The organism is Candidatus Margulisiibacteriota bacterium, assembly GCA_041650855.1.
Lineage (GTDB): Bacteria > Margulisbacteria > WOR-1 > O2-12-FULL-45-9 > XYB2-FULL-48-7 > JALOPZ01.
The window spans coordinates 170,274-194,494 of the sequence record JBAZKJ010000002.1 but is presented as its reverse complement, the minus strand read 5'-3'; the positions used below and the strand labels follow the sequence as shown (position 1 = coordinate 194,494).

The following is a 24,221-nucleotide window of genomic DNA, read 5'->3' as shown; positions in this document are numbered from 1 at the left end:
AGGGCAGGCCGGGCGGTTACCCCACGGGGAGGAAAGTCCGGACTCCGGAGAGCAGCGTGCCTCGTAACGCGAGGTCGGGTTTAAACCCGAAGGAAAGTGGCACAGAAAAGACACAGCCTACCCTAGCCCTAAAGGCTGGGCGGCGATAGGTGAAAACGGGAGGTAAGAGCTCCCGACGTAATAAGCTGGAAACAGCTACGTGCCAAACCCCACGCGGAGCAAGACCAAAAAGAGTGAGAGGCTGCTCGCCTCGTTATGAGCTCGAGTAGGTCGCAATGAGGTAGATAGCGATATCTATCCCAGACAGATTATCGCACAAAGACAGAATCCGGCTTACAGGCCTGCCCTTTTTCTTTCTCTGTTCGCTCGGGAAATACCGCTCAAACGATCTGGAAGATGATCTGGTACCCCTCGGAGATGATCCGCTGGCCGGTTTTCTTCGCCCAATCGAGCACATACCGCCCTTTACCGATCGCCGGGCCGTTATCATCCACCACCACGATCAGGCCCGGGCTTTTCGCCAGGATCTTGCCGGCACTGGCCAGCTCCTTAAAATGATGGGCCATGCTCAGCTCCGGCTGCTCCGCGGTAATATCGCAGCTGTCCAGATAAAGGAGGTCGGCCGGCTCGTCGATCTCCGCCAACAGCTGGAGGGAATCCCCCAGCCGCGGCGAAAACTCGCACGGCCGGAGTTTTTGCACCGGGCTTTCCCGGAGGACGGCGCGGCAAGTATCCAGGTTAACTGGGTCGATATCGAGGGTGATCAGCTTTCCCCCGAAGAGATTGATGAATTCATAGAACAGCAGGGAACTTTGGCCGTCGGACCAGCCGTCCCGATAGCGCAAACAGCCGGTCTCGATGATCGTAAAATCCCGGTTTTTTCGCCGCAATAATTCGGTAAAGATGATTTTAAACCCGGCGAGCCGGTCCGCGTCGGCCAACAGAACGTCATTAAAATAAACGGTCAGTTTGTCGGCATATTGCTTAGTAAAGTATGCGAGATATTCCTGCGGGTCCATGGCAACATATTATCATTCGCGACGGCCCTTAACAATCGTTTGAAATCAGCCGGTCCCCCGTCCGATAATCCGCTGATGGGATTTCACATCTGTCCCTTTAATCCAATGGTGGCGAAGATCTTCGCCGCCGCGCCGGAAAAATTACTGCATACTCGCATCCCGATCGCCCAGCGGGCGGAGATCGCCAGCCGGATGGTCCGGGTCGATCTGGCCGAGGCGGCCGCGCTGGTCAAGCAGTCCGACTTCCGGGCCGGTTTCAACCGCTACCTGATCAGCGGGCAGGAAAAGCTCGACGACCACCGGCCTTTGGCGGCCCTCATTTCGCAACTGAGCAGCGTCACGCTCGGCGCGACCTTCCGGATCTGGTGCGAGCAGCGCGCGGCGGGATCGATCTTTTTCTCGATCGTCGGCTCCGGGGCGCCGCGGACCTACCCTGACCGGCACATGGAGATCACCCTCCAACCCAAAGACCTGTTCCTCCTGGAAATGGAGTTCTCGTCCGCCAACAGCCTGCTCTGGCTCAGTTACGTCGAATCGCAGCAAAAAGGGATGGGGGGAAAACTGATGAGCGTGCTATACAATACCGCGCTCGACCTGGGGACGGCGCGGATCGGGTTCGCCCCGTCCGCCACCGCTAACGCCAAGCAGTTCTACTTTCATCTCGATTTCGGCGCCAGGCGGGAAGACAACAGCGGCTTCTGGGAACTCCCGCTCCGCCTACCGCTCCGCTAAGACCGCTTCTTTTAACACCTGGAGGATCTCGATCATCGCCCGGGTATCCAGCTCGCAGTATTGTTCCAGCGCGTTCCTGACCTTCTGCCGATCCGCCTCGGCCACGTTCTCGCCGTAAGTGACGCGCATGTACTCGTAACGGGCCAAACCGCCCTCGCCGATCTCTAAGCCGTCGTAGGTGATCCCGGTCAGCGCCGGCAGGACCTCTTTCATCGAGGCGCTCTTCCCCTGGGCCGGGTGGTAGTAAAAGAATTTCCGGAACGGGATCAGGAGATCGACAAAATCCTCCTTGATCGCCTGGTACCAGGCGTCGTACTCTGAAAAAGCCTCGGCCGCCGTCTTGATCCGCCCTTTTTCGTAATCGGCGTTATAGGCGATGATCGAACCGCCCGGCTTGATCAGCTCGCGCAGGCGCCGCAGGACCTCCGGCCGCGGGTCAACGTCTCCCGGCGCCAGGAATGAATAATGTTCCGGCTTTGCCCCCTCTTTAGCGACAATATGAAGCGAATACTGGAACGGCACGTCCTCGTAAGGCCGGGTCCCGTCGTAGATCGGGACCGGCGGGGCGATCGTCTCGAAGTCGAGGTAGTAATACGGGTATTTGAGCATCCCGAGGAATTCCCGGAGCGACTCCCGGTCGACGAACGGTTCCTTGGTCCGGTGGCTTTCGACCTGGATGGTATGCTTCTCGTTCAGTTCGTAGTCGGCCGGAATATCCTTCAGCTTCAGGACCCCGCGCTCCATCAGGTCAAAAGCGACATCCCTCTGCCCCCGCAGGATAAAAACGTGGCCTTCCGGCAGGAATTGCCAGCACCGGTCGTAAAGCGGGCACTCATCGCTGCACTGCTTGCCGACCGCGGTCAGCGGCTCCGGCCCGGCGATCACCGCCTGCAGCTGTTCGAGTTCCGCGCCGATGTTCGGCAGGAACGGCGCGATCCCTTCCGACAGCTCTTCCCGGGTGAAAAGCTGTTGAATGTCGAGCGCGCCGTGCCGGACATATTCCCGGTTCATGAACAGCAGATAAGTGTGCCGGAGCTTGAGCCCGCGGCTGCTGTAGACGTATTTCTGGAACGCGGCGTCGCGGTAATGCTCGTCCTTGACCTTGGTCGAGCTTTTCACCTCGATCAGGTCCCATTCGTCTTCCCCGACCGGCACCAGGATATCGGCCAGCGCGTAGGCGCCGTCGTAGAGGAAACCGGCCTCAAAGAGCGGTTGGCGGGCCGCCAGCGCGGCATACGACTTGGCGTCCTGCCGCTGCGGGTTGAAGTCGCGCTCGATCAGGATGCCGCCGGGGAATAACTGCTGGGCGAGCGCGCCGACCTTGCGCCCTTCGGCGAAAAGCGCCTCCAGGAACGGGGTGTTCGGCGGCAGTTCTCCCTTACGGTTGTACTGGTACCAGAGGAGTTTGGGGCATTGCAGGCCGACCAGGTATTTGCTTTTGGAAATGACCGCCATTTCCCTTATTGTACGCCGGCGTTTTACGGGGTACAAGGCGCAAATCCGCTGAAATCGGGCGGCCGGCGGGCCGATACTTTCACGGAGGGACTTTAATGAGCATTTACGACATCAGCCGCCAGCTCAGGCTGAGCATTGCGCCCAAGCTGGATATCGGCTACGAAACTTTCAATTACGGTTCGGCGGGCGGCTCGCTCTACGTGCCGGCCAATCCGGACGATCCCGGGGCGGAAAGCCAGCCGGTCAACGCCAACGACTTCAACACTTTCGAGGCCGCCGTCGGCTTTGACGTCAAGCTCGACTTCCTGCAATGGGCGTATCTCAAGTACCAGCTGGCCTGGGACGGCACCACGCAGCGGACCGACATCAACCACGACGAGTACGGCTGCAAGCCTTACACGGAAGGCAGCGGAGAGACCAGCGCGATCTGCACCGGCAAACCGGTGCCGAACGAGACCCCTTACGCCGTTGGCGCAGGGGCGACTTTCGCGTCGGCCAGCGAAGGCGGGCCGGGCATCGACGATCCCTCCCTGATGCAGAGCGTGACGGTCGGTTACTACCCGCTCGTCTACCAAACCGCGGGGCCGGGCGGTTTGCGCGAACGCTCCGTCGCTTTTGAGGCCGGCGTCGCCACCAAAAATTACACCGTGACCCGCGGCTGGGTCCGCGACGGCATCGTCGAGATCCGGGACAAAGAAGAATACGACCTTTTCGGCGCCACCTGGGGGATCTATTATCACGACCTGCGTCTCAAGGGAGACAAGGATTCGTATTTCGGCGGCGTCAGTTTCGGCCTGAAGGGGACGCATTTTATCGGCAACAGCCACGTTTTCGCGGTCGAAATGAGCGTCCCGTTCGGCCTCGGCTGGCAGATCTAACTTGGGAGGAGCAATGCAAATTGCCCCGGTAAAACTGAACCTCGGCCGGATCGTCCAGCTGGAAAAAGCGGTCCGGCAGGCGGAACGGCGGATCGCCCCGCCCGACCAGCTGGTCGGCAGAGGACCGGACGATTACCTCTGCTTCCACAGCACCGCTCCCAACATCAGCACCTATGGGCCCAGCAGCGCTTTTAACTTTCTCCGGATCCTGAAAATGATCGACCCGCCGCCCGATCGCGAGCGGACCTTCGCCGACCTCGGCTCCGGTTTGGGCGTGATCACGATGGCCGCCGCGACCTATTTTCGCCAGGCGGTCGGGATCGAGTACGACCCGCGGCTGCTCGCCGGGGCCGAAACGATCAGGCAGGCGGAGGGGTTCGACAACGTCCGGTTCATTAAAGGGGATTTCACCAGGATCGACCTGCGCCAGTTCGGCTGCTTATATCTCTATCAGCCTTTTCTGGAAGATTTCAACGAGCTGATGGGGCCGAGGCTGTACCAGACCGAGCCGGGGACCGTCATTATCGCCAACCTGTTCAACTTCTTCCTGGAAGGGCTTTTTCCCGAGCAATACTTCCGCCAGCTGGTCAACGCCGACAATCCGGCGGTCGAGCTCTCCGCTTACCGCGTTTTCCTGCGGCTTTAGTCGTCGGCTTCCATCACGATGTAAGGCGTCCCCAACCCGCTCTCCAACCCCTCGTAACGGACAAAATCGTGCGGCGCCGCTTTCTTATACCAGAAGTAGGTCTTGGGCACGAAAGCGCCGAGCAGGTTTAGCGCCCCCAGGTCGGGGATCATCTCCAGCTTGTAGCAATTGGCCCCGTTCACGACCTCGTCGCCCAGGTATTTGAGGGTCATCGTATACAGGGACGGCTCGTGGGTCAACAGCTTGAAGAGGAGCGAGCTTTTGTTCAACGGGTAGTTCGTCAGGACCGGCCCCATCATCTCCTTGTCGATCAGGTCGGCAGCGAAATCGTAGATCTTGGTCTGGCCGTTGATCTTACAGGCGACTTTTTTGCTCACCGCGTCGTAGTTCTTCTCCAGCGCGGTAACGACCTGGCCGTTCTTGTCTTTGACGGTCAGCTTGACCGAGTACGGGAGCAGGTAATTGCCGCTGAGCCGGACGTAGGCGACCGTTTTCCAGCTTTTGACCGTTTTGTCCTTGCCGTAAACGCCCGAGCCGTTATCCTCGATATAGAGGAACGGCTCCCCTTTGGCGTTGACGGTCTTGCGGGTATTGACCTTGCTGGACCAGAGCGGCTGGCCGCTCGCCTTGTCTTTCGCTTTCAAGCCTTTGACCCCTTCGTTAATGCGGGTAATAACGAACTGTTCGGCCCAGGCGGAGCAGGCGACGGCCAGGAGGAGCAAGAGGGTGATCAGGCGCCGCTTCATGTTAGGCCTCCCCTTTCAGTTCCAGGCCGAGGAAGTAGCTAAGGACCGTCCGCAGGGCGATGATCGCCGCCAGCATGCCGATCTCGTTCCAGTCCGGCCGGGTAATGGTCCGGATGATATCGGCCGCGATGAAGAACTCGAGGCCGAGGACCAGGTAGGCGCCGAGCTTCTGGCGCAGCACCCGTTTCGATTCGGGCGTTTCGTTAAACAGCTGGAGAACGAAATCCTTTAAGACCAGGAGCAAACCCCAGAGAATGACGAACATGCCGAGAAAACTGACGCCGTAGACCACGTAATTGACCAGTTGAAATAATGTCATTGGTCCCCCCTTGAGCCAAATCTTACCACACGAGTCCCCGCTTGCCAACAAAAAGGCCCCACCCTTGCGAGTGAGGCCTTCTGTTTAATTAGAGTGACGGTTCAATTAGAACCGGCGTTCTCTGCGACCACCGCCGCCGCCGCCCATATCGGACTTCGGCCGGGCCTCGTTGACGGTAATTTCCCGATCGCCCCATTTGTAGCCGGTCATCCCAGCAATGGCTTTTTCAGCGTCGGAATCTTCCATGTCAACAAACCCGAAGCCCCGGGACTTGCCCGAGAACTTGTCGGAGACCACCCGGGCCGAGATGACGTTGCCGAATTCAGAGAACTTGCCCTGAAGATCAGCATCGGTCACGGACCACGGAAGGTTGCCTACGAATATGCTTTTCATATTACAATAATTCCTTGTTTTAGATTTTTCTGCGGATTAATGGACAGAAGAATGACCTTTGGAGGGGTCCGCTTCGGATCAAAGACGCAGCCTCTTCTCTCACTTATACCCATTAACTTCGACCTTGGCATGAACAAAGTTATTATGCCACAAGAGCGCGGAAATGTCAACCGCCTATTTTGGGGAAGAAGTGCAGCATTAGGGCGTCGCGACCGCCTTATCGATCTCGTCGACCTCGCGTTCGCCGGCGCCCGGATTGAGGTAGCTGACGATACCGAGCACGGCGAAAACAAGCGCGCCGGTATTCAAACTATCTTTGTAAGCCGGCGTGGCGCCGGTCGTCAGCGCGCTGATCAGCGCGAAGCCGAGGCCGCTGCCGGCCAGCAAAAGGCCCCCGTCCTTCCTGGCGTCCTTACTCTTCTCCGCGTTGCTCTTGAGGATCGAATAAGCGGCCAATTCTTTTTCCGCCCCCGTCAAACCGAGCCCGTTCAAAGTATCGTTCTGGATGACCGGTTCTCCCGGGGAAAGATAAAGGAGCGCCGAGGCGAGCACCGACATCAGCCCGATCGTCAGTCCCCCCAGCTTGTTATTATCGATCGTCCCGCCGCTATTCGCCTGCATCAGCCCGAGGCCGATCAAGCCGAACGACCCCGCCACCCACGGCTTGTTGGCGTCGTAATCCGCCGCCTGGGAGGCGATCCTTTGCGAGCAGAGCGGCTTAAGCGTCAGCAGTTTATCTTTGTCGATCGCCAGCGCGAACACGGCGGACTGGGAACCGATCATTAGAGCAAGGAAGAGCGCAATTAGGTTTTTCATGGGAAGATTATACCACCGCACTGTCGAAAAACGCTACAATTGGCCAGCGTTTCCTCGTGGCAATAAGATTGCTGTGAAGACCGGTAAAGGAGGAGAGGAAGATGGCTGAGCAAATTGATAATTTAAAGAGTAAAGTTGAAAATTACAGTTTAAAATGCAAAATGGGGATCAAGGAAAGGGCTTACCAGTACGCGCTGACGGTCATCAAATTGATCGACAAGCTGCCCAAAGACATGGCATCGGTCGTGATCGCCAAGCAAGTATTGAGGAGCGCGACCAGCGTTGGCGCTAATATTGTTGAAGGGAATTCAGCCAGCTCCAGGCGAGACTTCACGAACTTCATCAACCATGCTTTAAAGTCGGCGAACGAGAGCCGGTTTTGGCTTAATTTGTTAAGAGACAGCGGTAAAGCCACTTCGCCCGAAGCATTCGCCGCGATCCAGGAAACGACGGAGATATGCAAGATATTGGCCGCCAGCATGATAACCCTGAGGGACAAAAGAAGGCTGTAATAATTTAGAATTTAGAGTGTGGAGTTTAAAATTGATGTGTCTTAATCCGGAATATATACTAATTTAAAATTTAGAGTTTAGAATTTAAAACTGATGTATCTTAATCCGGAATCTGATAATTATTAATTGTAATTATCAACTCTAAACTCTAAATTATCAATTAAGTAGGCTGGCTTGGTGAAATCATAGCGTTTTTGCTCCGATAATACTCCATGCTCAGCCTGAATACGCGCTCATTCTCCCGGCTCAAGTCGGGTAATTTACTTCTCAACCCCTGGACCAGGGTCGCCCCACCCGCTTTGGCCAAAGATCCGCTGACGGCGATCATCAACTTTGCCCGCTATGTCGGGCTAAAGGCGATCCCCGGCCGAACGATGGAGAAGCTGGCCAAAGACCAGTATTTCCGCTACTGTTTTTACGCGCTGAACGTTCACGGAGTTTACGAAGGGAAGATCCCGGAAACCAGGGCGATCAAGCACGACCTGATCCGGCTCCTGAAGGAACCCGATTCGATGACTGACGGCGACCTGGCTCTTGGCCTGGGCAATTATCTGAACTGCTTTATCGCCTACATGCCGGGAACTAAGGGGCTAATCGCGCAGCTCATCGACCGCTCCCCCATTACGGCGAAGATCAGGGATACTGTTTTGGAGCTGCTTAAGGAAAAGGGCTTAGCCGAGCGCGCGACGGAGTTGCGCCAAGCCACAGGCGACGCCGAGCGGTGCGAGTTCATGAAGATGAGCCTCGAGATCTTCCAGCTGATGGTCAGCCAGAAAGGTTATTCGCCTTACATCCTGTGGCGGTGAGGGGCATGGGGAAAGGGCCCGTAAAGGTGACGATTTTCGTCAGCCGGTGTCAGCTGGCTGCTAATTTATTGCGGACCGGGCTGGTCAGCAACTCTTCGTTCAGGGAGAGGACGCGGGCGGCTTCTTTTAGGAATATAAGCTGGCTGCCCAGCTGAACGCGATAATCCTCAGTTCCTTTGTCCGCCGCGTAAAGCTGATTGGCTACCAGCAGGAGCAATTTGATCTGCGGGAACTCGTTTTCGCCGCGGAGCGCCCGGACCAGCGGCGCCGTTTTGGCCCCCAGGATATCCGGGGTCATCTTATCCTCTGCGGTTGTCAGCATCACCCCGGCAAGGACCTCGCGCAAGATGTTGGTCTGCGCCACGGCCGGATAACCCTCATATTTACATTGCCGGAAGATCCCGGTGATGAACTCGAAAGGATCGGTCAACCCGGCGTCGACAAGCCGGTCGGCCAGACGGCCGATATACTTGAGGAAGTAGCCGTGATCGGCGAACAGCTGGTCTTTTAGCCGTAGGACCGCTGCCGGGTAATCGGCCGGCGTCAGCGGCCTGACGGCGGACAGGTATTTTATGGTCCGCTGGGCCATAATATCGATCTGATCTTTGATCGCCGGAGCGCCGGTCGGGGCGCCGATCTTGCGAGCCGCCTTTACCGGATCAAACACCGTCGGGCCCGTGATTTTCGCCTTAACATCGGCAGCAAAGGTTTGCGCCCTCATTATTAGGCGGGGGATCTTCATGGCATGTTATCGGCGGGCGCGGCCGATGATTTCAGCAGTAAATTTAGCGGCTAAGAACGCCTGATCAGGCTTACCCCGCCCCACACGCAAACAATGATCACCAGCAGATCAACGATCTCCCAGTACAGCCAGTGTTTGACCGCAAAGCCGGCCAGGACGGCCAGCGCGAGGCCGAGCAAAAGCCAGCCAAGTTGTTTGTTGTTCATGGGGGGATTATACCACGCTCGGAATGCGGAGTGCGGGGGGCTAATGGCTTCGCAAATATTTCTTAATGAAAGGAGCTACAGTCGTTTTATTGATTTTATGGCCGGGGCGGGCTAAACTTAACTACTTACCAGTAATCAAGTCGTTGAGGGATTTGATCCCCTGCGCCTTGAGAAAATTTCCCAAGTGCATGTCGGACCTTGCTCCTAGATCGACACCATATTTTTCCTCTATGGTTCCGATATGAGTGTCATCGCGTTTATCTCTCAACTGACCATCCTCATTCCTGGAGCGGCATCCCCGCATTCCTGGCGCATCTTTCGCCATTGGAATTACTCCTTTCCGCGAGTGAAGAGCCTCGCGTGCCATTAGCACGAGGATTCACTACAAGTTAGGGAGCCCGCCCCGACTCAAGGGGATTATAGAACATTAGCTGGTATATTGCAATATGTTCTTGACATTTTAGAACAGCCAGGCTAAAATGGCTGCAATGAAGGAGCTACATCCTACCCAGGAAAAACTGCTCAAATTATTGAAGCAGAACATCGCGGATCCTCTTACGATTAGGGCACTTCAAGATGAGTTAAGCATTTCTTCTCCGAGCGTTGTTTATCATCACCTTCAACAGCTTGAAAGGAAAGGTTATTTGAGGCGGAATCCAGCCAATCCCAAAGATTATCAAATACTAGCAGACTCCCCGGATAAAATAATAACCTATCTTAATCTGTACGGCCTAGCCTCCTGCGGGCCAAATGGATCGGTTCTGGATGGCAACCCTATTGATCGCATACCAATATCCACCCGTATCCTTGGATTCCCTTCTACCGAAGCATTTATGATGAAAGCGAGGGGCTCCTCGATGGCCCCCAAGATTAATGACGGTGATTTAATAATTGCCAGAAGATCTAAAAAGGTTTTAACCGGCAACATAGTAGTTTGCATAAACAATAGCGAAGTAATGATAAAAAAGATTCAAAAAGAAAACGGGAACACGATCCTAGTTTCTCTTAATCCTAATAACCCGCCATTTTTGGCTGCTGATGATTTTCGTGTCGAGGGAGAGGTTAGAAGCATCATTTCATACAATATGGGTTAAAATATAGATAATGAACAACATTTATAACACATTTAATTTTATATATCCGAAATACCATAACAAAGCGGCTTTGGTTGATAAGCTATTAAGTTTTTTAACAGATAAACCAGAAATAAATGATCAATTAGATAGCTATTTATATGGCTATTTAACAACTGATTCATCCATAGCCCCAATCGCAATCATTCAGCTTATTGGGTTAGTTCACCAAAGAATAAAAGAGGAACTAATCATTGCTAAAACGAATGAGCGGAAACATTTTGGCATATATTATACCCATTACGAAATTGCCAAGCTTATAACCAATGAAACCATACAATTGATTCCTGACAACAAAGACATAAGAACGCTTAAGTTTTTAGAGCCTTGTTCTGGCATAGGAATATTTGTTTTTACCTATATTGATCATGTGTTAGCAAGACTTAAGGATTACAATAAAAAGGATATCCAGGCCATTATAGATAATATATATTGCGCAGACATAGACCCTGAAGCGATACGCATTCTAAAGAAAATACTGCCTCTTTATATAAATATCAAATACCATATGAGCATAAAGGTTAATAATAACAACTTTTTTGAGGGGGACATCCTCTTTAGCGACAATAATGGACAAATCGAACATAATGACCCTAGAATTCTTTTTAATGTTCCAGACGGGTTTGACATTGTTTTAACCAACCCCCCATATAAGCTCTTAAAGGCAAACTCAGACAAATATTCGGATAATGGCAAGAATAAACACTCGGGCAATTTAGGCAAATTAATTGCGTTCATTAAGAACCACGACCATTTTAAATATAATGAAGGCACATTAAATTATTACAAGCTTTTTGTTGAGGAAATACTGGAATTTCATACTCATAATGATAGCAAAGTCGGATTGCTTATCCCCATAACCCTATTAAATGATCATCAAAGCAAAAAACTAAGGAAAAGAATAGTTAACAAATATTTATTGTCAAAATTATACATAATGCGCGAAAAGAATGATTTCTTCCCTGATATTTCACAAGCTTTTTGTTTTTTTAGCCTAGATAAAAGATTAAAAGGCACAGATATAGAAATGATCACAGATATTGTCACCGAAGCCGACCTGTCAAAAAAAGGGATAAAAATTAATATTGAAGCTCTTAATGCCATTTCTGAGGCAACCCCCATAATAATAGAAAAAGAAACCGGCTGGAATATATTAAACAAAATAAATGCTCATCAGAAAGTTGCTGCCTTCCCAAATATTTGCAATCTGAGAGGGGAATTGGACTTAACTTTAGACAAAGTATTTATTACCGATAAAAAAACGCACTACCCTTTATTGCGAGGCAATAACCTAGAAGGTTTTTCTTTTACCTATGGAGGTTTCTTCGTCAATAATAGTTTTATAACTAAACTTAATGGCAAAAGAGCTCACGTTGGGGCAGAAAGACTTGCCTGCCAACAAATATCCAATATCCATGGGAATCATAGATTGAAGTTTTCACACATTCCTCCTGGGATAATTCTAGGCAATTCGTGTAATTACATCTGCCTCTCTGATGTGCTCTTTGGGGATAAAAATATCTCATTAAAATATCTAATGGGGCTTCTCAACTCCTTGCTTCTAGATTGGAGATTTAAAATCACAAACTCAAATAATCATATAAGTAATTATGAAATATCTGAACTTCCCATCGCAATTACGGAAAATGGGCAAAAGGCACAAATAGAAGATTTAATTGATAAGATTACATCAAATAACTCCATTAAAGATGTAGCGTTGTTAAATATATGCGTTTTCAATTTATACAAACTCAATAGAAATGAAATGCTATATGTTTTGAGCAGTTTTAAGCAGGATCAGCTAATTAGCACAATAAAGCAGGAATTAAATAATGTTTCATAACCATGTAACATACCCGCTTAGCGAGAATGATCTCCTTATGGTTGAAGCTGTCCCCCAAGGGGGCAATTGGAAACACATCCCCCTGCATATACCCTCGAAGAGATTAGAACAGATAAGGAAGAGTGGCGGAAGAACCACACTATACGGGAGGCTTAGCTGGGATAAGCCAAGTTATACAATAACCACATATTTTAATCGCCCTGGCAATGGAACGTATATACATCCAGATGAAGATCGTGTTATAAGCGCTAGAGAAGCTGCCCGGTTACAATCATTTCCTGACAGTTATATATTTTATGGTTCAAAGACTTCTTTCTGCAAACAAATAGGCAATGCCGTTCCCCCTTTACTAGCTTATTTTATCGCAAATATCATTAAAAAGAGAAATAAGGTATCGAATGTATTAGATCTCTTTTGTGGTGCTGGCGGTTTGAGCAAAGGATTCGAATGGGCTGGATATAATATTGTGGCAGCAAATGACTGCTTTAATGCCGCGTGCGAAACATACAGAAATAATCATAAAGATACTATTCTTATTGAAGGGGATATAACAAATAAAGACATTAAAAAATCGATCTTACAAAGCATAAAGAATAAAAACATTGACATTATTGTCGGCGGCCCCCCCTGCCAGGGATTCTCTTACGCTGGCAAAAGACTTATTGATGACCCAAGGAATTATTTGTATAAAGAATTTGTTAATATAGTTGAACAAATTAAGCCGAAAGTAATATTAATGGAGAATGTTGAGGGAATATTAACCAGTAATGGCGGAAAGACATATGAAAGCATTAAGAAGTGCTTTACGCAATTAGGATATAAAATACATGGCAAGAAAATGCACGCCGTAAGATATGGCATTCCCCAAAAAAGAAAACGCGTGGTTATAATCGGACTATTAAAAGGAGACCCTGAATCTTGTTTCCCAAAAGAACTATTTATTGACGAGTCAAAATACACAACTGTCCAAGAAGCCATTGGGGACCTTCCTCCTATCAACAAAACAAGAAAACAACGAATAAAGAATGTCAGCACTTATCAGAGATTTATTAGGGGCCAAATAACCGCGGAAGATTATATTAAAGACCTGAGTTAGAATTTACTAGCTAGCTCAACAGCTAGAGCATCAAGGATCGAAAAGAGAGTATTTTTTGCCCCTATATTTTCATTGTTGCTTAGTTGCGTAATCATTGTTTTCAACATTGCTGATATTGTGTCGTTGATCAATCCCTTAACATTCCTATTACCAACTTTCACATATTTCCTTAAAGATTCGAGCGATATACGCACATATCTTGTTGCATTATTATGATATTGTTTTTTTGAGCCCTTTTTCTTAACAATGCTTCTAAAAGTTCCAGTGGAAGGATCAAAATCGATAAATTCAATAGAATAGTATGCGTATTCTGGATGGAGAAAGTTGTTCACTAAGAAATCATTAAATCCTTCAGAGGAAATATTTGCCAGTATAGTTAAAACACAGTGCAAGTTTATCCTCATAAGTTTACTTAGTTTGCCTGCATCTCTATCAGAAATCACCTTATGTTTTAGCTTCTCCCAAAGAAACCTTGAGTGCCATGAAACAACAGCATCCCCGCTTGATTCATCTTTGATCAAAGTTTTAACATCTGCAAGTGACATTCTGTTGTTTTTTGCTGAGTTGCTTGCGGGTGTGAGAGGTTGAAATTTAGGCCTATGGGCAAAGCCTAATGAAATTGGCCCGATATGGTCTGGGCTCAATCCGAACTTATTAAAAACCTTCATGAGCCAGCTGGCAGCTTTCCAATCACCATCTGCCCAGTTTTCATAGGCGCGCCTGTCTTCTCCGTATCTTTCTAAATTCTTTTTATGTCTACCTGTGTCATGTTTGCTTCTACAACATAAATTATAAGTATGGTAACCGTCGAACCTATCTGGAGCATTACTCATAGCCCCCGGACTCTTTCCTCCGCGCTTATTTGGGTATATATAATCCAAGGACATTTCTTTCCCGCATATTTGACAAGGTTTTTCCCCAAAAGGATGAATCTTTCTAGCAACCTTAGAAATCCAAGCATGCCCCTTTTTAATGCCTAATTCCTTCCGTTTCTTATCCCACCACTCCAATCGCTTCTTGCCAACCTCGCTTTGCCTAGTTACTACCCACCTAATTTCTCCATCCTCTTTATACGGATCTGGCATCCCAGCATAATTGGGATGGTTGACAATCGCTTGCATGTATTGATTAAAATTGCTATGCCAATTACGTTTTTTGCGTTTTTTTCTGTTTGTCATTTCACTCATGAATAAAATAATTCAATGGTTTGCCATAAAGGACGGCAAACTCTTTAAGCTGCATAATATCTAACCTACGCTGACCCGATTCAATCTTTGAAATGTAAGACTGTGACTTTCCCAGCTTGCTTGCAACCTTAACCTGATCAAGCCCTGCAGCTTTACGCGCATCAATAAGTTTTTTCACCAATGACTTATGCTCATCCGAATAGATTGTCTTCCCCATTGCAGCCCTCCATGTGTTATGGTATATTCCATTATGTCATATGCCAAATTGGAATATATAGTCCCGCTCATACAGTATAGGGATCAAGAGTCAGGAATTAGAGATGAAAAGACTAACTCCCCACTCTAAACCCAATAAATGTTAACAGAATAACCCCCGATTCGGTCAGGCCGCTTGTCAGGAAGATCCAGAGGCAAAATGTGACATATAACACGATCTTGAGCGCGCGAAGCATTTTGGGACCTCTATAATTATTATCGTAGCGAGGATAGCGGGAACTTGTGTGGGGACTGTTGGGAAGGGGACTAAGGTACTGGGGGCTGGGGACCAAGGAATGTTATAATGCCCCCACGATGCATTTAGGGAAAACATTTTATGCGGCGGATAGGAAGAAATGGCGCTCATGGCTGAAGAAAAACCACCGCCAGGCGAAAGAGATCTGGCTGGTCTACCCTAAGAAACACACAGGCAAGCCCCGCGTCGGCTACAATGACGCGGTCGAAGAAGCGCTCTGCTTTGGCTGGATCGACAGTACGGTCAAAAAGATCGACCGGGACTCTTACGCCCAGCGGTTTTCACCAAGAAAAAAGAGCAGCCAATGGTCGGAACCTAACCTGGCGCGAATGCGGCGGCTGATCAGGCTGAAGCGGATGACCGCGGCCGGCCTGGCGGCGCTCAGCGATCACGCCCTTTTACAAGTAAGCCGCAAGATGGCGATCGCTCCGGCGATCCTCAAGGCCTTGCAGAAAGATAAGCAGGTCTGGCACAATTTCCAAAGATTCCCCGACTCATATCAAAGGATCCGCCTCGCGTATATTGAGAGCGGCCGGAGACACGGAGCGGCAGAATTTCGCAAGCGCCTGTTAAATTTCCTCAAAAAGACCCGGGGGAATAAAATGTTTGCCTTCGGCGGGGTGCAGGGGAATTAAGGTTTTTCCCTCTTTCAAAAGGGGCTGAGGGACTAAGGGCTGTTTACTTCCCCCGCCCTTTCCTCGTGCGCAGGCTTTTCGCGCAATAACGTTCTTCCTGGATGATCACCTTGGCGTTCTTCCGGTTTATCTCCGCCCGGCAGTGCGGGCAATAAACGCTGCCAATGGCGACCGTGTGGCCGCAATCGCACTTTATTTTCGCCTTTATCCTTGGTTTCCTTAAATCGATCACGAATTAATTATAGCATTGTTGGGGCCAGGTGCCGGGGAAATCGGCGTGGGTTTTCATGGCCAAATTATAACATGGACTATACTGCCAAGAGATGACCGTTGTCGCGCAGCCAACGGCGGTGGACGCGATGGTCGGGAACGACCTGGCTGACGCGCTGCCAGAAGCGGGCGGAGTGATTTAGTTCAGCCAGGTGAGCTAACTCGTGGACAATGACATAATCGATGACCGCGGGAGGCGCCAGGGCCAACCGCCAGGTAAAGTTGATATTGCCCTTTGCCCCGCACGATCCCCACCGGCTCCGGGCCGCAGTGATCCGGACCTTCGCCGGACGGTAACCGGTCAGCTCGCTAAAATAACGGCAGCGCTCGGTGATCCGCTCGCGCGCGACCTGGCGCCACCGCGCCCGCTCCTCGTCCGTCAGGACCACCGGCTTGGGCCGGGAAGCCTGGCGCGCGATGTTCCGCTCGATCCACACCCGTTTCTGCGCGATGAAGCGGGCGATATCACGATCGGAAAGGTACTTGGGGGCGCGGACGACCAGTTCGGCGTCGGCCGTGATCATTAAAGCGACGCTCCGGCGGCGGGAACGGATAACCTGCGGGAGTCGGCTATCGATCGTTGGCCTCCGGGAAAGGATTGGAGACCTTCCTCAGCTGCTCGTAAGTTTCCGCCCGCAGCTTCTGCTGCAAAACAGCGATTCCGGCGATCATTTCGGGCACGTGAGTCGGATCGGCAGCGTACTCCTTCAGCTGTTTTTCAAATAATAGCTCGATCTGGAAGAGGAGCATCGCCCGCTCACGCACGCTGATCTTGTAAGCGATCTTCCCTTTCTGCCCCCTCGTGTTGGCCAGGACCTGCGGCAAAAAAGAGGCGACCGCCCCGCCCATTATATGGTATGATTCGTCCTGCCGCTTCTCGGCCGCCTGCGCCCAGGTAACACTTTCGTCCTCGCTGACGGAACCTGGATTTTCGTTGTACCGCCGCATCATTGCCAACCCCTGGTTGCCGTCCCGGATAAAGACCGCAATTTCGTCGGAAAGCAACCCGGCGACCGTCCTGATCAGGGAATCGGGATCGTTAAGGTACGGTTTCAGCAGCGCGGCCGAATGCTGGCAATTATCAAGCGCCCGGAGCATTGCGCTGACGGCAGCGGCGCCCTCGGTCTCATCATTGGCCGACACCACCTGCTCCTGCGATTCCCTGAACTTGGAGAGCGCCCCGAGGACCGTCGCGGCGAAGCGGGATGGTTTGGACCGGAAAATATCTTTGGTGGCTAACGCCGCCGGAACAACCGCGAGCGCGAGCAGAAGGGCGATCAGCGGCACCGTTAACTTTTTCATTTCAGCTCCTTTTCGATCTGATCTTCTTCCTTTTCCACGTCGGAGGGGACAAAGAGGGAATACAAGCCCATCGCGACCAGGCCGACGGCCGTGGCATCCGCCCAAATCTTATCGTTATCGGTCAACCCGTTCGAGCTGTTGGCTAAAACCGCGCCGACGACCCCGGAGAGGAGCCAAACGGCCCCCGAATATTCACGCTGGGTCTTGTTCTTCTCCGCGTAGCTCTTGATCAGGAAGTAGGCGTTCAGCTCCCGATCGCTCCCGTTCAGGTAAAGATCGTCTAAGATCAACCGGTCGGTCACGTAGGCGCTCCGGGCAAAATACTGCAGGCCGCCCATGACTAAAAAGGTGTAGCCGGAGATCGTGTTGTAAACGCGGTAAGCTTCGTACCCTTTGCCGAGGTTATTGTAGATCAGCCAAGCGCCCGCCCCCGCGCTGCCGAGCGAGAGATAGAGCTTCGTGTTCTCGTAATTCCGGGTTAACCGCTCAAAACGCTCGGAAGGCAGCGGTTTCAGTTTGAGGAGTTTGTTTACGTCGTAAGCCAGCGCGGGGGTTAGCAGGAGCGGGATCAACGCGAGGGCCAGCAAGCGTTTGATCATGTTACTTCTTATGATAATCCTGGAGCGCCTTGACGCCAAAACCTTTCTTCTTCGCCGCTTCGATCCCGTTGACGGTCGCCTGGGCGCCCGAGATCGTGGTGATGAGCGGGATATTGTGGGCGACGGCGGCGGAACGGATCTTCGCCTCGTCCGCTTTCGTCTTCTTGTCCCCCGGCGTGTTGATCAGGAGCGAGATCGAGCCCTTGTTGATCAGGTCCAGGATACTTTTGCCGTCCTCGTGCAGTTTGCCGACCAGCTGGCAGTCGACCCCGTTCTTTTTCAAGACCTTGCCCGTCCCGGCGGTGGCCACGATCGAGAAGCCGAGATCGGCGAGCTTTTTGACGACGTAAACGATGTTCCGCTTGTCCCGGTTGTTGACCGAGACGAATATTTTCCCCTTGAGCGGCAGGTTCTGCCCGGCGGCGATCTGCGATTTCATGAAGGCGACGCCGAAGTCGGCGTCGATCCCCATTACTTCGCCGGTCGACCGCATCTCGGGGCCAAGGATGGCGTCCGCCCCCGGGAATCGGTTGAACGGGAAGACCGCTTCCTTGACCGAGATGTGCTCCGGTTCGACCTCCTTGATCCCCTGCTCTTTCAGCGACTTGCCGACCATGCACTTGGTCGCCACTTTCGCCCACGGGACGCCGGTCGCCTTGGAAACAAAGGGGACGGTGCGCGAGGCGCGCGGGTTAACTTCCAGGACAAAGAGCTGGTCGTTCTTGACCGCGAACTGGATGTTCATCAGGCCGATCACTTTCAGCTCTTTGGCCAAAGCGTAAGTGCTCTGCTTGATCTCCCTGATCATTTCATCGGCCAGCGAGTACGGCGGCAGGGCGCAGGCCGAATCGCCCGAATGGATGCCGGCCTCCTCGATATGCTCCATGATTCCGCAGACGACCGTCTGTTTGCCGTCGGAGACGGCGTCGACGTCGACCTCGATCGCGTCTTCCAGGAACTTGTCGACCAGCACCGGGTGCTCCGGCGAGACCATGACCGCCGTGTTCATGAAGTCGACCAGATCGCCCTCGTCGTAAACCAGCCGCATCGCCCGGCCGCCCAGGACGTACGACGGGCGGACGAGGCAGGGATAACCGATCTTGGCCGCGATCTTCTTCGCCTCTTCCGGCGCATACGCGGTGCCGTTCGGCGCCTGCTTCAGTTTTAACCGGGTCAGCAGCTCGGAGAACCTTTTGCGATCCTCCGCGCGGTCGATCTCTTCGGGCGAGGTGCCGATGATCGGCGCCCCCGCCTCTTCCAGCGGCAACGCTAAGTTCAACGGGGTCTGCCCGCCGAACTGGACGATGATCCCGTCCGGTTTTTCTTTATCGATGATGCTCAGGACGTCTTCCCGGGTCAGCGGCTCAAAATAAAGCTTATCGGAAGTATCGTAATCGGTCGAAACGGTCTCCGGGTTGGAGTTGACCATGATCGACTCGTACCCTTCTTCGCGCAGGGCAAAGGAAGCGTGGACACAGCAGTAATCGAACTCGATCCCCTGCCCGATCCGGTTCGGCCCGCCGCCGAGGATCATCACTTTCTTCTTCTTCGACCGCTTGGCTTCGTCCTCCACCTCGTAGGTCGAATAGTAATACGGGGTATAAGCTTCGAACTCGGCGGCGCAGGTGTCGACCAGCTTATAAACGGCCGATAGGCCGAGCGCTTTCCGTTTGGCCCAGACCTCTTTTTCTCCGGCGCCGATCAGGAAGGCGACCTGCTTGTCGGAGAAGCCGTGCTGCTTCGCCCGGTAAAACGACTCTTTATTGTCGAGGATGGCGACCCCTTCTCTCATGATCCGTTTCTCTTCTTCGATGATCTGGAGGATGTTCTCCAGGAACCACGGGTCGACCGCGGTCAGGCCGGCGACTTCCGGGACCGACATGCCGTGCTCCAGCGCGTATTTGATGTAAAAGATCCGCCGGTCGTTGGGGACTTTTAACTTGTTCAAAAGCTCTTTCTCGTTGACCATCTCTTTTCCATCCGCGCCCAATCCGGCCCGGCCAACCTCCAGGGAACGCAGCCCTTTCTGTAAAGCTTCTTTGAACGTCCGGCCAATAGCCATCGTCTCGCCGACCGACTTCATCGACGTGCCGATGACCGGCGGCGTATCGGGGAACTTCTCGAACGTGAAGCGCGGGATCTTGACGACGCAGTAGTCGATCGACGGCTCGAACGACGCCGGCGTTTGTTTGGTAATGTCGTTAGGGAGCTCGTCCAGCGTGTAGCCGACAGCGAGCTTGGCGGCGATCTTGGCGATCGGGAAGCCGGTCGCTTTCGACGCCAGGGCCGACGAACGGCTGACGCGCGGGTTCATTTCGATAATGACCATCCGCCCGGTCTCCGGGTGGACGGCAAACTGGATGTTCGAGCCGCCGGTCTCGACGCCGATGGCGCGGATGGCGGCGAGCGACTGGTCGCGCATCTTCTGGTATTCCCGGTCGGTCAAAGTCTGCGCCGGAGCGACGGTTATTGAGTCCCCGGTGTGGACCCCCATCGCGTCAAAGTTCTCGATCGAGCAGACGATAACAACGTTGTCCTTCTTGTCGCGCATCACCTCGAGCTCGTACTCTTTCCAGCCGGTCAGGTCTTCCTCGATCAGGATCTCGGAGACCGGCGACAGCTCCAGCCCCTTTTTGACGACCTCTTCGTACTCTTCCGTCGTCCGGGCGACGCCGGAGCCGGTCCCGCCCAGGGTGAAGCTCGGGCGAATGATGACCGGCAGGCCGACTTTTTTCAGCCCTTTACGCGCTTCGGCCAGCGTGTGGGCAAAAAAGCTCTTGGGCAGGTCGAGGCCCGCCTTGGCCATCGCTTTTTTAAAGAGTTCCCGGTCTTCCGCCGTCTTGATCGCCTTGACGTCGGCGCCGATCATTTCGATCTTATATTTCTTGAGGATCCCGGTCTCGGCAATGCCAACGGCGATATTAAGCGCCGTCTGGCCGCCGATCGTCGGCAAAATCGCGTCCGGCCGCTCTTTCTCGATGATCTTACAGCAGATCTCAACCGTGATCGGCTCGATATAGGTCCGGTTGGCCATCTCCGGATCGGTCATGATCGTCGCCGGGTTCGAATTGATCAGGACGACCTCGTAACCCTCTTCGCGGAGCGCTTTGCAGGCTTGCGAACCGGAGTAATCGAACTCGCAAGCTTGGCCGATGATGATCGGGCCGGCTCCGATCAGCATGATCTTTTTTATGTCAGTGCGTTTAGGCATTGTCCATCAGCTCCGCGAACTTCTGGAACAAATAGTGCGCATCATGCGGCCCCGGGCCGGCTTCCGGATGGTGCTGAACGGAGAAGATCGGCAGCTTTAAGTGCCGCATCCCTTCGACCGTCTTATCATTTAAGTTAATGTGGGTCAGTTCGACCGTCCCCTTCGGGATCGAATCGACGTCGACGGCGAACCCGTGGTTCTGCGCGGTGATGTCGACCTTGCGGGTCTTGAGGTCGATGACCGGCTGGTTGCCGCCGTGGTGGCCGAACTTTAACTTGTAAGTCTTCCCCCCGAGGGCTAAACCCAAAAGCTGGTGGCCGAGGCAGATGCCGAAGATCGGCTTCTTGCCGATCAATTTCTTGATATTCGCGATCGCGTAAGTGACCGCCGCCGGATCAGCGGGCCCGTTGGAGAGGAAGATCCCGTCCGGCTTGGTCTTTAAGATCTTTTCCGCCGGATAATCGGCCGGGTAGACCGTTACTTCCGCCCCGATCAATTGTAAATTGCGTAAAATATTGAACTTGATCCCATAATCATAAGCGGCAACCTTGTATTTCTTCCCCGGCCCCCACACATATGGCTCTTTGCAGGTAACGACTTTGACCAGGTCGACGCCTTCCACCCCCTGGCATTCTTTAGCTTTCTTAATGAGACTCTTTTCGTCCAGGTCAACGGTCGAAACGACCCCTTTTAATGACCCTTTGGTCCGCAGCCGCCGGGTTAACATCCGCGTGTCGATCCCTTCGATCCCGACGATCCCGTGCTGGGCCAGATAGTCGTCCAGCTTCATGGTGGAGCGGAAATTGGAGGCTATTTTGGAGTTCTCGCGGACAACGAACGCTTCGCACTGCGGGCCGCGTGATTCGATATCCTCTTCGTTGATCCCGTAGTTACCGATCAAAGGGTACGTCATGGTGACGATCTGGCCCTTATACGAGGGGTCGGTCACGATCTCCTGGTAACCGGTGAGGGAGGTATTAAAGACTACTTCGCCGCTCTTTTCGCCTGTTGCGCCAAAAGAGCTCCCGGGGAAAACCGAACCATCTTCGAGTGCGAGGATTGCTTTTGCCATTAGCTGGAGACCTTAGCAAGTATAGCGGAAAAAAGGCCCCCAGGCAAGCGGGGTAATTAGCTTATTTCGGCGATCCCGGCGTCGACCGATTCCACGGCATAGCTGCGGGGAAATTCCGGTTTGAGCGTCGCGACGATCAGTTCCGCGGTTGCCCGGTCGGGGACGATCCCAAAGACCGTCGGCCCGCTCCCCGACATCTGCGCGTAGCTGGCGCCGAGCTCGACCAGCCGCTCTTTGACCTTTTGGATGATCGGGTATTTTTTTATAACGACCGCTTCCAGGTCATTTTTAGTCCCGGGTCGCGAGTCGCGGGTCGCGGGTTGCTGGTCGAACGCTTCGTAGGCCCATTTAGTTGGCACTTCAACGTCCGGAGTGACCAAAACAAAATGCCGTTTGCCGTGGAAGGGGGTCCTTTTAACGTGCTCGCCCCGTCCGGTCACGGTGCAGTTGCCGCCGGTCAGGCAGAAAGGGACATCCGAACCGATCTGTTCTCCCAGCTTCATCAGCTCATCGCGCTTGAGCCGACCCCCGGTCATCTGGTTGAGGCCAAAAAGGACGGCAGCCGCATCGGCCGACCCACCGGCCAACCCCGCCGCCAGCGGAATGTTCTTTTCAATATATATTTTCACTCCACAATTATTAATTTTAAACTTTGAACTTTGAATTTGGCAGAACAAGGCGGCAGCCTTATACGCCAGGTTCCGCTGGTCATTGGGCAGCTTAAGATTGGTGGTCGCCAGCTGGATGCCGGAGGGGGTTTCGGTGAGGGTTATCTGGTCGGCCAGCGACACCGACTGCATCAGGGAGTTCAGTTCGTGGTAGCCGTCGGGCCTAAGGCCGCTGATCCCGAGCGACAGGTTGATCTTGGCGTAAGCTTTTAGCCGGAGCACTTACTTGTTCTTGTTGGAAGCCTTGGTTAACCTGGATTTGAGCCGGGCGGCCTTGTTGGCATGGATGATCCCGCGCTGGACCGCTTTGTCCAGGGCGGAGATCGCCTTTTTCAGCGAGTCGGCCAAGTCGGCCGCCTTATTGGTGATCGCCGTGCGGGTCGTTTTGACGACATTTTTCAGGAATGCCTTTTCGCGTCGGTTGCGCGCCGTCCGTTTCTTCGTCTTGCGGACGTTCTTGACGTGTTTCCGGGCGCTTTTGACAACTTTTTTTGCTTGTTCAGCCATGTTTTTGCCTCCTGTACTGTTGACAATATACCACGGAATCCTTTATCATGGCAAGCGATTTGAGCATTAACGATTGGTTTAAAAAGAAGAAGCTCCAGAGAGAGCCCGAATACACCCGCGAAAAACTCGATATCCCCGGCAACCTATGGGTGAAGTGCTACAAGTGCGCCCAAACGCTCTATTCCAAGGACCTGGAAGCGAACCTGAAGGTCTGCCCCAAGTGCGGCTACCACTTTAAACTGACCTCCCGGGAACGGATCAAACAGCTGACCAACGGCTCCCCTTTCACCGAGATCGCCGCGAACCTGACCTCCAAGGACTTCCTCGGCTTCACCGATGTCAAATCGTACGCCAAACGGATCAGCGATTCGATCATGAAGACCGGTATGAACGACGCGATCGTCGTCGGGCTGACGAAGATCGGCGAGCACGGCGTGGCGCTTGGCATCATGGACTTCGCCTTCATGGGCGGCTCGGTCGGTTCGGTCGTCGGCGAGAAGATCGTCCGGCTGATCGAGGCGGCGGTGGAAAAGAAGCTGCCGGTCATCATCTTTTCCGCTTCCGGGGGGATGCGGATGCAGGAGAGCATCATGTCGCTGATGCAGATGGCCAAGACCGCGGCGGCGCTCGGGCGCCTGCGCGAGAACGGCCTCCCCTTCATTTCCGTCTGCACCGACCCGACGACCGGCGGCACGACCGCCAGTTACGCCATGCTCGGCGATCTCAACCTGGCCGAGCCGAACGCCTTGATCGGCTTTGCCGGCCAGCGGGTGATCGCCCAGACGATCCGCGAGAAGCTGCCGACCGGCTTCCAGCGGGCGGAGTATCTGCTGGAACACGGGATGCTCGACGCGGTGGTACCGCGCAAGGAATTGAAAGAGACGCTGGTGCGGATCCTGCGTTTCTTCAAGGATTAA

The 24,221-nt window shown here is 53.0% G+C and carries 29 protein-coding genes and 1 other RNA gene; 11 read left to right on the top strand and 19 right to left on the bottom strand.

From position 1 onward, the window contains the following. Positions 1-352: RNase P RNA component class A (rnpB, locus tag WC529_05640), an RNA gene on the top strand. Positions 353-380: 28 nt separating this feature from the next. Here rnpB and WC529_05635 read toward each other — a convergent pair. Next, positions 381-1,019, bottom strand: a complete 639-nt coding sequence (locus WC529_05635; protein ID MFA5113756.1) for a hypothetical protein — start codon at positions 1,017-1,019, stop codon at positions 381-383. Positions 1,020-1,094: 75 nt separating this feature from the next. Between WC529_05635 and WC529_05630 the strand changes: the two genes are divergently transcribed. Next, on the top strand, positions 1,095-1,751 hold the full coding sequence (locus tag WC529_05630; GenBank protein ID MFA5113755.1) for a hypothetical protein: 657 nt from the start codon (positions 1,095-1,097) through the stop codon (positions 1,749-1,751). On the opposite strand, the gene WC529_05625 is transcribed toward WC529_05630, so the two are convergent. After that, positions 1,737-3,206, bottom strand: coding sequence for a DUF2779 domain-containing protein (locus tag WC529_05625; protein ID MFA5113754.1), 1,470 nt, complete (start codon positions 3,204-3,206; stop codon positions 1,737-1,739). The genes WC529_05630 and WC529_05625 overlap by 15 nt on opposite strands. A 95-nt stretch (positions 3,207-3,301) precedes the next feature. Here WC529_05625 and WC529_05620 point away from each other — a divergent pair, with 95 nt between their 5' ends. Further along, on the top strand, positions 3,302-4,084 hold the full coding sequence (locus tag WC529_05620; GenBank protein ID MFA5113753.1) for a hypothetical protein: 783 nt from the start codon (positions 3,302-3,304) through the stop codon (positions 4,082-4,084). 13 nt (positions 4,085-4,097) lie between these two features. After that, entirely contained in the window at positions 4,098-4,730 is a 633-nt protein-coding gene (locus tag WC529_05615) for a methyltransferase domain-containing protein (protein ID MFA5113752.1), read from the top strand. Here WC529_05615 and WC529_05610 read toward each other — a convergent pair. The 4 genes from WC529_05610 to WC529_05595 form a co-directional block, all read right to left on the bottom strand. After that, entirely contained in the window at positions 4,727-5,476 is a 750-nt protein-coding gene (locus WC529_05610; protein ID MFA5113751.1) for a hypothetical protein, read from the bottom strand. The two genes, WC529_05615 and WC529_05610, sit on opposite strands and share 4 nt — an antisense overlap. Before the next feature lies 1 nt (position 5,477). After that, positions 5,478-5,795: a DUF1622 domain-containing protein gene (locus WC529_05605; protein MFA5113750.1), complete on the bottom strand. Its 318-nt coding sequence runs from the start codon at positions 5,793-5,795 to the stop codon at positions 5,478-5,480. A 105-nt stretch (positions 5,796-5,900) separates the two neighbouring features. Continuing rightward, positions 5,901-6,188 (bottom strand): RNA-binding protein, encoded by a 288-nt coding sequence (locus tag WC529_05600; protein MFA5113749.1) that lies wholly within the window; start codon positions 6,186-6,188, stop codon positions 5,901-5,903. A 198-nt stretch (positions 6,189-6,386) separates the two neighbouring features. Then, positions 6,387-7,004 carry a hypothetical protein gene (locus WC529_05595; protein ID MFA5113748.1) on the bottom strand — a complete coding sequence of 206 codons (618 nt, stop codon included), beginning with the start codon at positions 7,002-7,004 and terminating at the stop codon, positions 6,387-6,389. 161 nt (positions 7,005-7,165) lie between these two features. Here WC529_05595 and WC529_05590 point away from each other — a divergent pair, with 161 nt between their 5' ends. Further along, positions 7,166-7,516 (top strand): four helix bundle protein, encoded by a 351-nt coding sequence (locus WC529_05590; GenBank protein MFA5113747.1) that lies wholly within the window; start codon positions 7,166-7,168, stop codon positions 7,514-7,516. A gap of 212 nt (positions 7,517-7,728) precedes the next feature. Further along, positions 7,729-8,322 (top strand): hypothetical protein, encoded by a 594-nt coding sequence (locus WC529_05585; GenBank protein MFA5113746.1) that lies wholly within the window; start codon positions 7,729-7,731, stop codon positions 8,320-8,322. A 49-nt stretch (positions 8,323-8,371) separates the two neighbouring features. Here WC529_05585 and WC529_05580 read toward each other — a convergent pair whose 3' ends face one another. From WC529_05580 to WC529_05570, 3 genes are all read right to left on the bottom strand, one after another. Further along, positions 8,372-8,989, bottom strand: a complete 618-nt coding sequence (locus WC529_05580) for a hypothetical protein (protein MFA5113745.1) — start codon at positions 8,987-8,989, stop codon at positions 8,372-8,374. A gap of 125 nt (positions 8,990-9,114) precedes the next feature. Next, a complete protein-coding gene (locus WC529_05575; protein ID MFA5113744.1) occupies positions 9,115-9,270 on the bottom strand; it encodes a hypothetical protein in 156 nt (51 codons plus the stop codon). A gap of 121 nt (positions 9,271-9,391) precedes the next feature. Continuing rightward, on the bottom strand, positions 9,392-9,595 hold the full coding sequence (locus WC529_05570) for a hypothetical protein (GenBank protein MFA5113743.1): 204 nt from the start codon (positions 9,593-9,595) through the stop codon (positions 9,392-9,394). Between the two features lie 163 nt (positions 9,596-9,758). On the opposite strand from WC529_05570, the gene WC529_05565 reads away from it, so the two are divergent. Genes WC529_05565 through dcm form a run of 3 tightly spaced genes read left to right on the top strand, consistent with a single transcriptional unit; the run spans position 9,759 to position 13,342 of the window. Further along, positions 9,759-10,364, top strand: coding sequence for a S24 family peptidase (locus WC529_05565; protein ID MFA5113742.1), 606 nt, complete (start codon positions 9,759-9,761; stop codon positions 10,362-10,364). 10 nt (positions 10,365-10,374) lie between these two features. Continuing rightward, positions 10,375-12,246, top strand: a complete 1,872-nt coding sequence (locus tag WC529_05560; GenBank protein ID MFA5113741.1) for a TaqI-like C-terminal specificity domain-containing protein — start codon at positions 10,375-10,377, stop codon at positions 12,244-12,246. 37 nt (positions 12,247-12,283) lie between these two features. After that, entirely contained in the window at positions 12,284-13,342 is a 1,059-nt protein-coding gene (gene dcm / locus WC529_05555) for a DNA (cytosine-5-)-methyltransferase (protein ID MFA5113740.1), read from the top strand. On the opposite strand, the gene WC529_05550 is transcribed toward dcm, so the two are convergent. Then, positions 13,339-14,520, bottom strand: coding sequence for a hypothetical protein (locus WC529_05550; GenBank protein MFA5113739.1), 1,182 nt, complete (start codon positions 14,518-14,520; stop codon positions 13,339-13,341). The two genes, dcm and WC529_05550, sit on opposite strands and share 4 nt — an antisense overlap. A 1-nt stretch (position 14,521) precedes the next feature. Next, positions 14,522-14,707: a helix-turn-helix transcriptional regulator gene (locus WC529_05545; GenBank protein ID MFA5113738.1), complete on the bottom strand. Its 186-nt coding sequence runs from the start codon at positions 14,705-14,707 to the stop codon at positions 14,522-14,524. A 392-nt stretch (positions 14,708-15,099) separates the two neighbouring features. Between WC529_05545 and WC529_05540 the strand changes: the two genes are divergently transcribed. Next, entirely contained in the window at positions 15,100-15,675 is a 576-nt protein-coding gene (locus WC529_05540) for a YdeI/OmpD-associated family protein (protein MFA5113737.1), read from the top strand. A gap of 43 nt (positions 15,676-15,718) precedes the next feature. On the opposite strand, the gene WC529_05535 is transcribed toward WC529_05540, so the two are convergent. The 8 genes from WC529_05535 to rpsT all read right to left on the bottom strand — a co-directional run bounded on the left by WC529_05535 (position 15,719) and on the right by rpsT (position 23,304). Beyond that, entirely contained in the window at positions 15,719-15,907 is a 189-nt protein-coding gene (locus WC529_05535) for a hypothetical protein (protein ID MFA5113736.1), read from the bottom strand. 76 nt (positions 15,908-15,983) lie between these two features. Beyond that, a complete protein-coding gene (locus tag WC529_05530) occupies positions 15,984-16,469 on the bottom strand; it encodes a M48 family metallopeptidase (protein ID MFA5113735.1) in 486 nt (161 codons plus the stop codon). A gap of 46 nt (positions 16,470-16,515) precedes the next feature. After that, complete coding sequence (locus tag WC529_05525; GenBank protein ID MFA5113734.1) at positions 16,516-17,247, bottom strand: hypothetical protein; 732 nt, start codon at positions 17,245-17,247, stop codon at positions 16,516-16,518. Then, complete coding sequence (locus WC529_05520; protein MFA5113733.1) at positions 17,244-17,846, bottom strand: hypothetical protein; 603 nt, start codon at positions 17,844-17,846, stop codon at positions 17,244-17,246. Before WC529_05520 ends, WC529_05525 begins: the two co-directional genes overlap by 4 nt. Position 17,847: 1 nt before the next feature. Beyond that, positions 17,848-21,057, bottom strand: a complete 3,210-nt coding sequence (carB, locus tag WC529_05515) for a carbamoyl-phosphate synthase large subunit (GenBank protein MFA5113732.1) — start codon at positions 21,055-21,057, stop codon at positions 17,848-17,850. Then, positions 21,050-22,129, bottom strand: a complete 1,080-nt coding sequence (gene carA / locus WC529_05510; GenBank protein MFA5113731.1) for a glutamine-hydrolyzing carbamoyl-phosphate synthase small subunit — start codon at positions 22,127-22,129, stop codon at positions 21,050-21,052. The genes carB and carA overlap by 8 nt, the downstream gene beginning before the upstream one ends. A 56-nt stretch (positions 22,130-22,185) precedes the next feature. After that, positions 22,186-23,019 (bottom strand): 4-(cytidine 5'-diphospho)-2-C-methyl-D-erythritol kinase, encoded by an 834-nt coding sequence (ispE, locus tag WC529_05505; protein MFA5113730.1) that lies wholly within the window; start codon positions 23,017-23,019, stop codon positions 22,186-22,188. After that, entirely contained in the window at positions 23,020-23,304 is a 285-nt protein-coding gene (gene rpsT / locus WC529_05500; protein ID MFA5113729.1) for a 30S ribosomal protein S20, read from the bottom strand. 47 nt (positions 23,305-23,351) lie between these two features. Here rpsT and accD point away from each other — a divergent pair, with 47 nt between their 5' ends. Next, positions 23,352-24,221 carry an acetyl-CoA carboxylase, carboxyltransferase subunit beta gene (gene accD, locus WC529_05495; protein ID MFA5113728.1) on the top strand — a complete coding sequence of 290 codons (870 nt, stop codon included), beginning with the start codon at positions 23,352-23,354 and terminating at the stop codon, positions 24,219-24,221.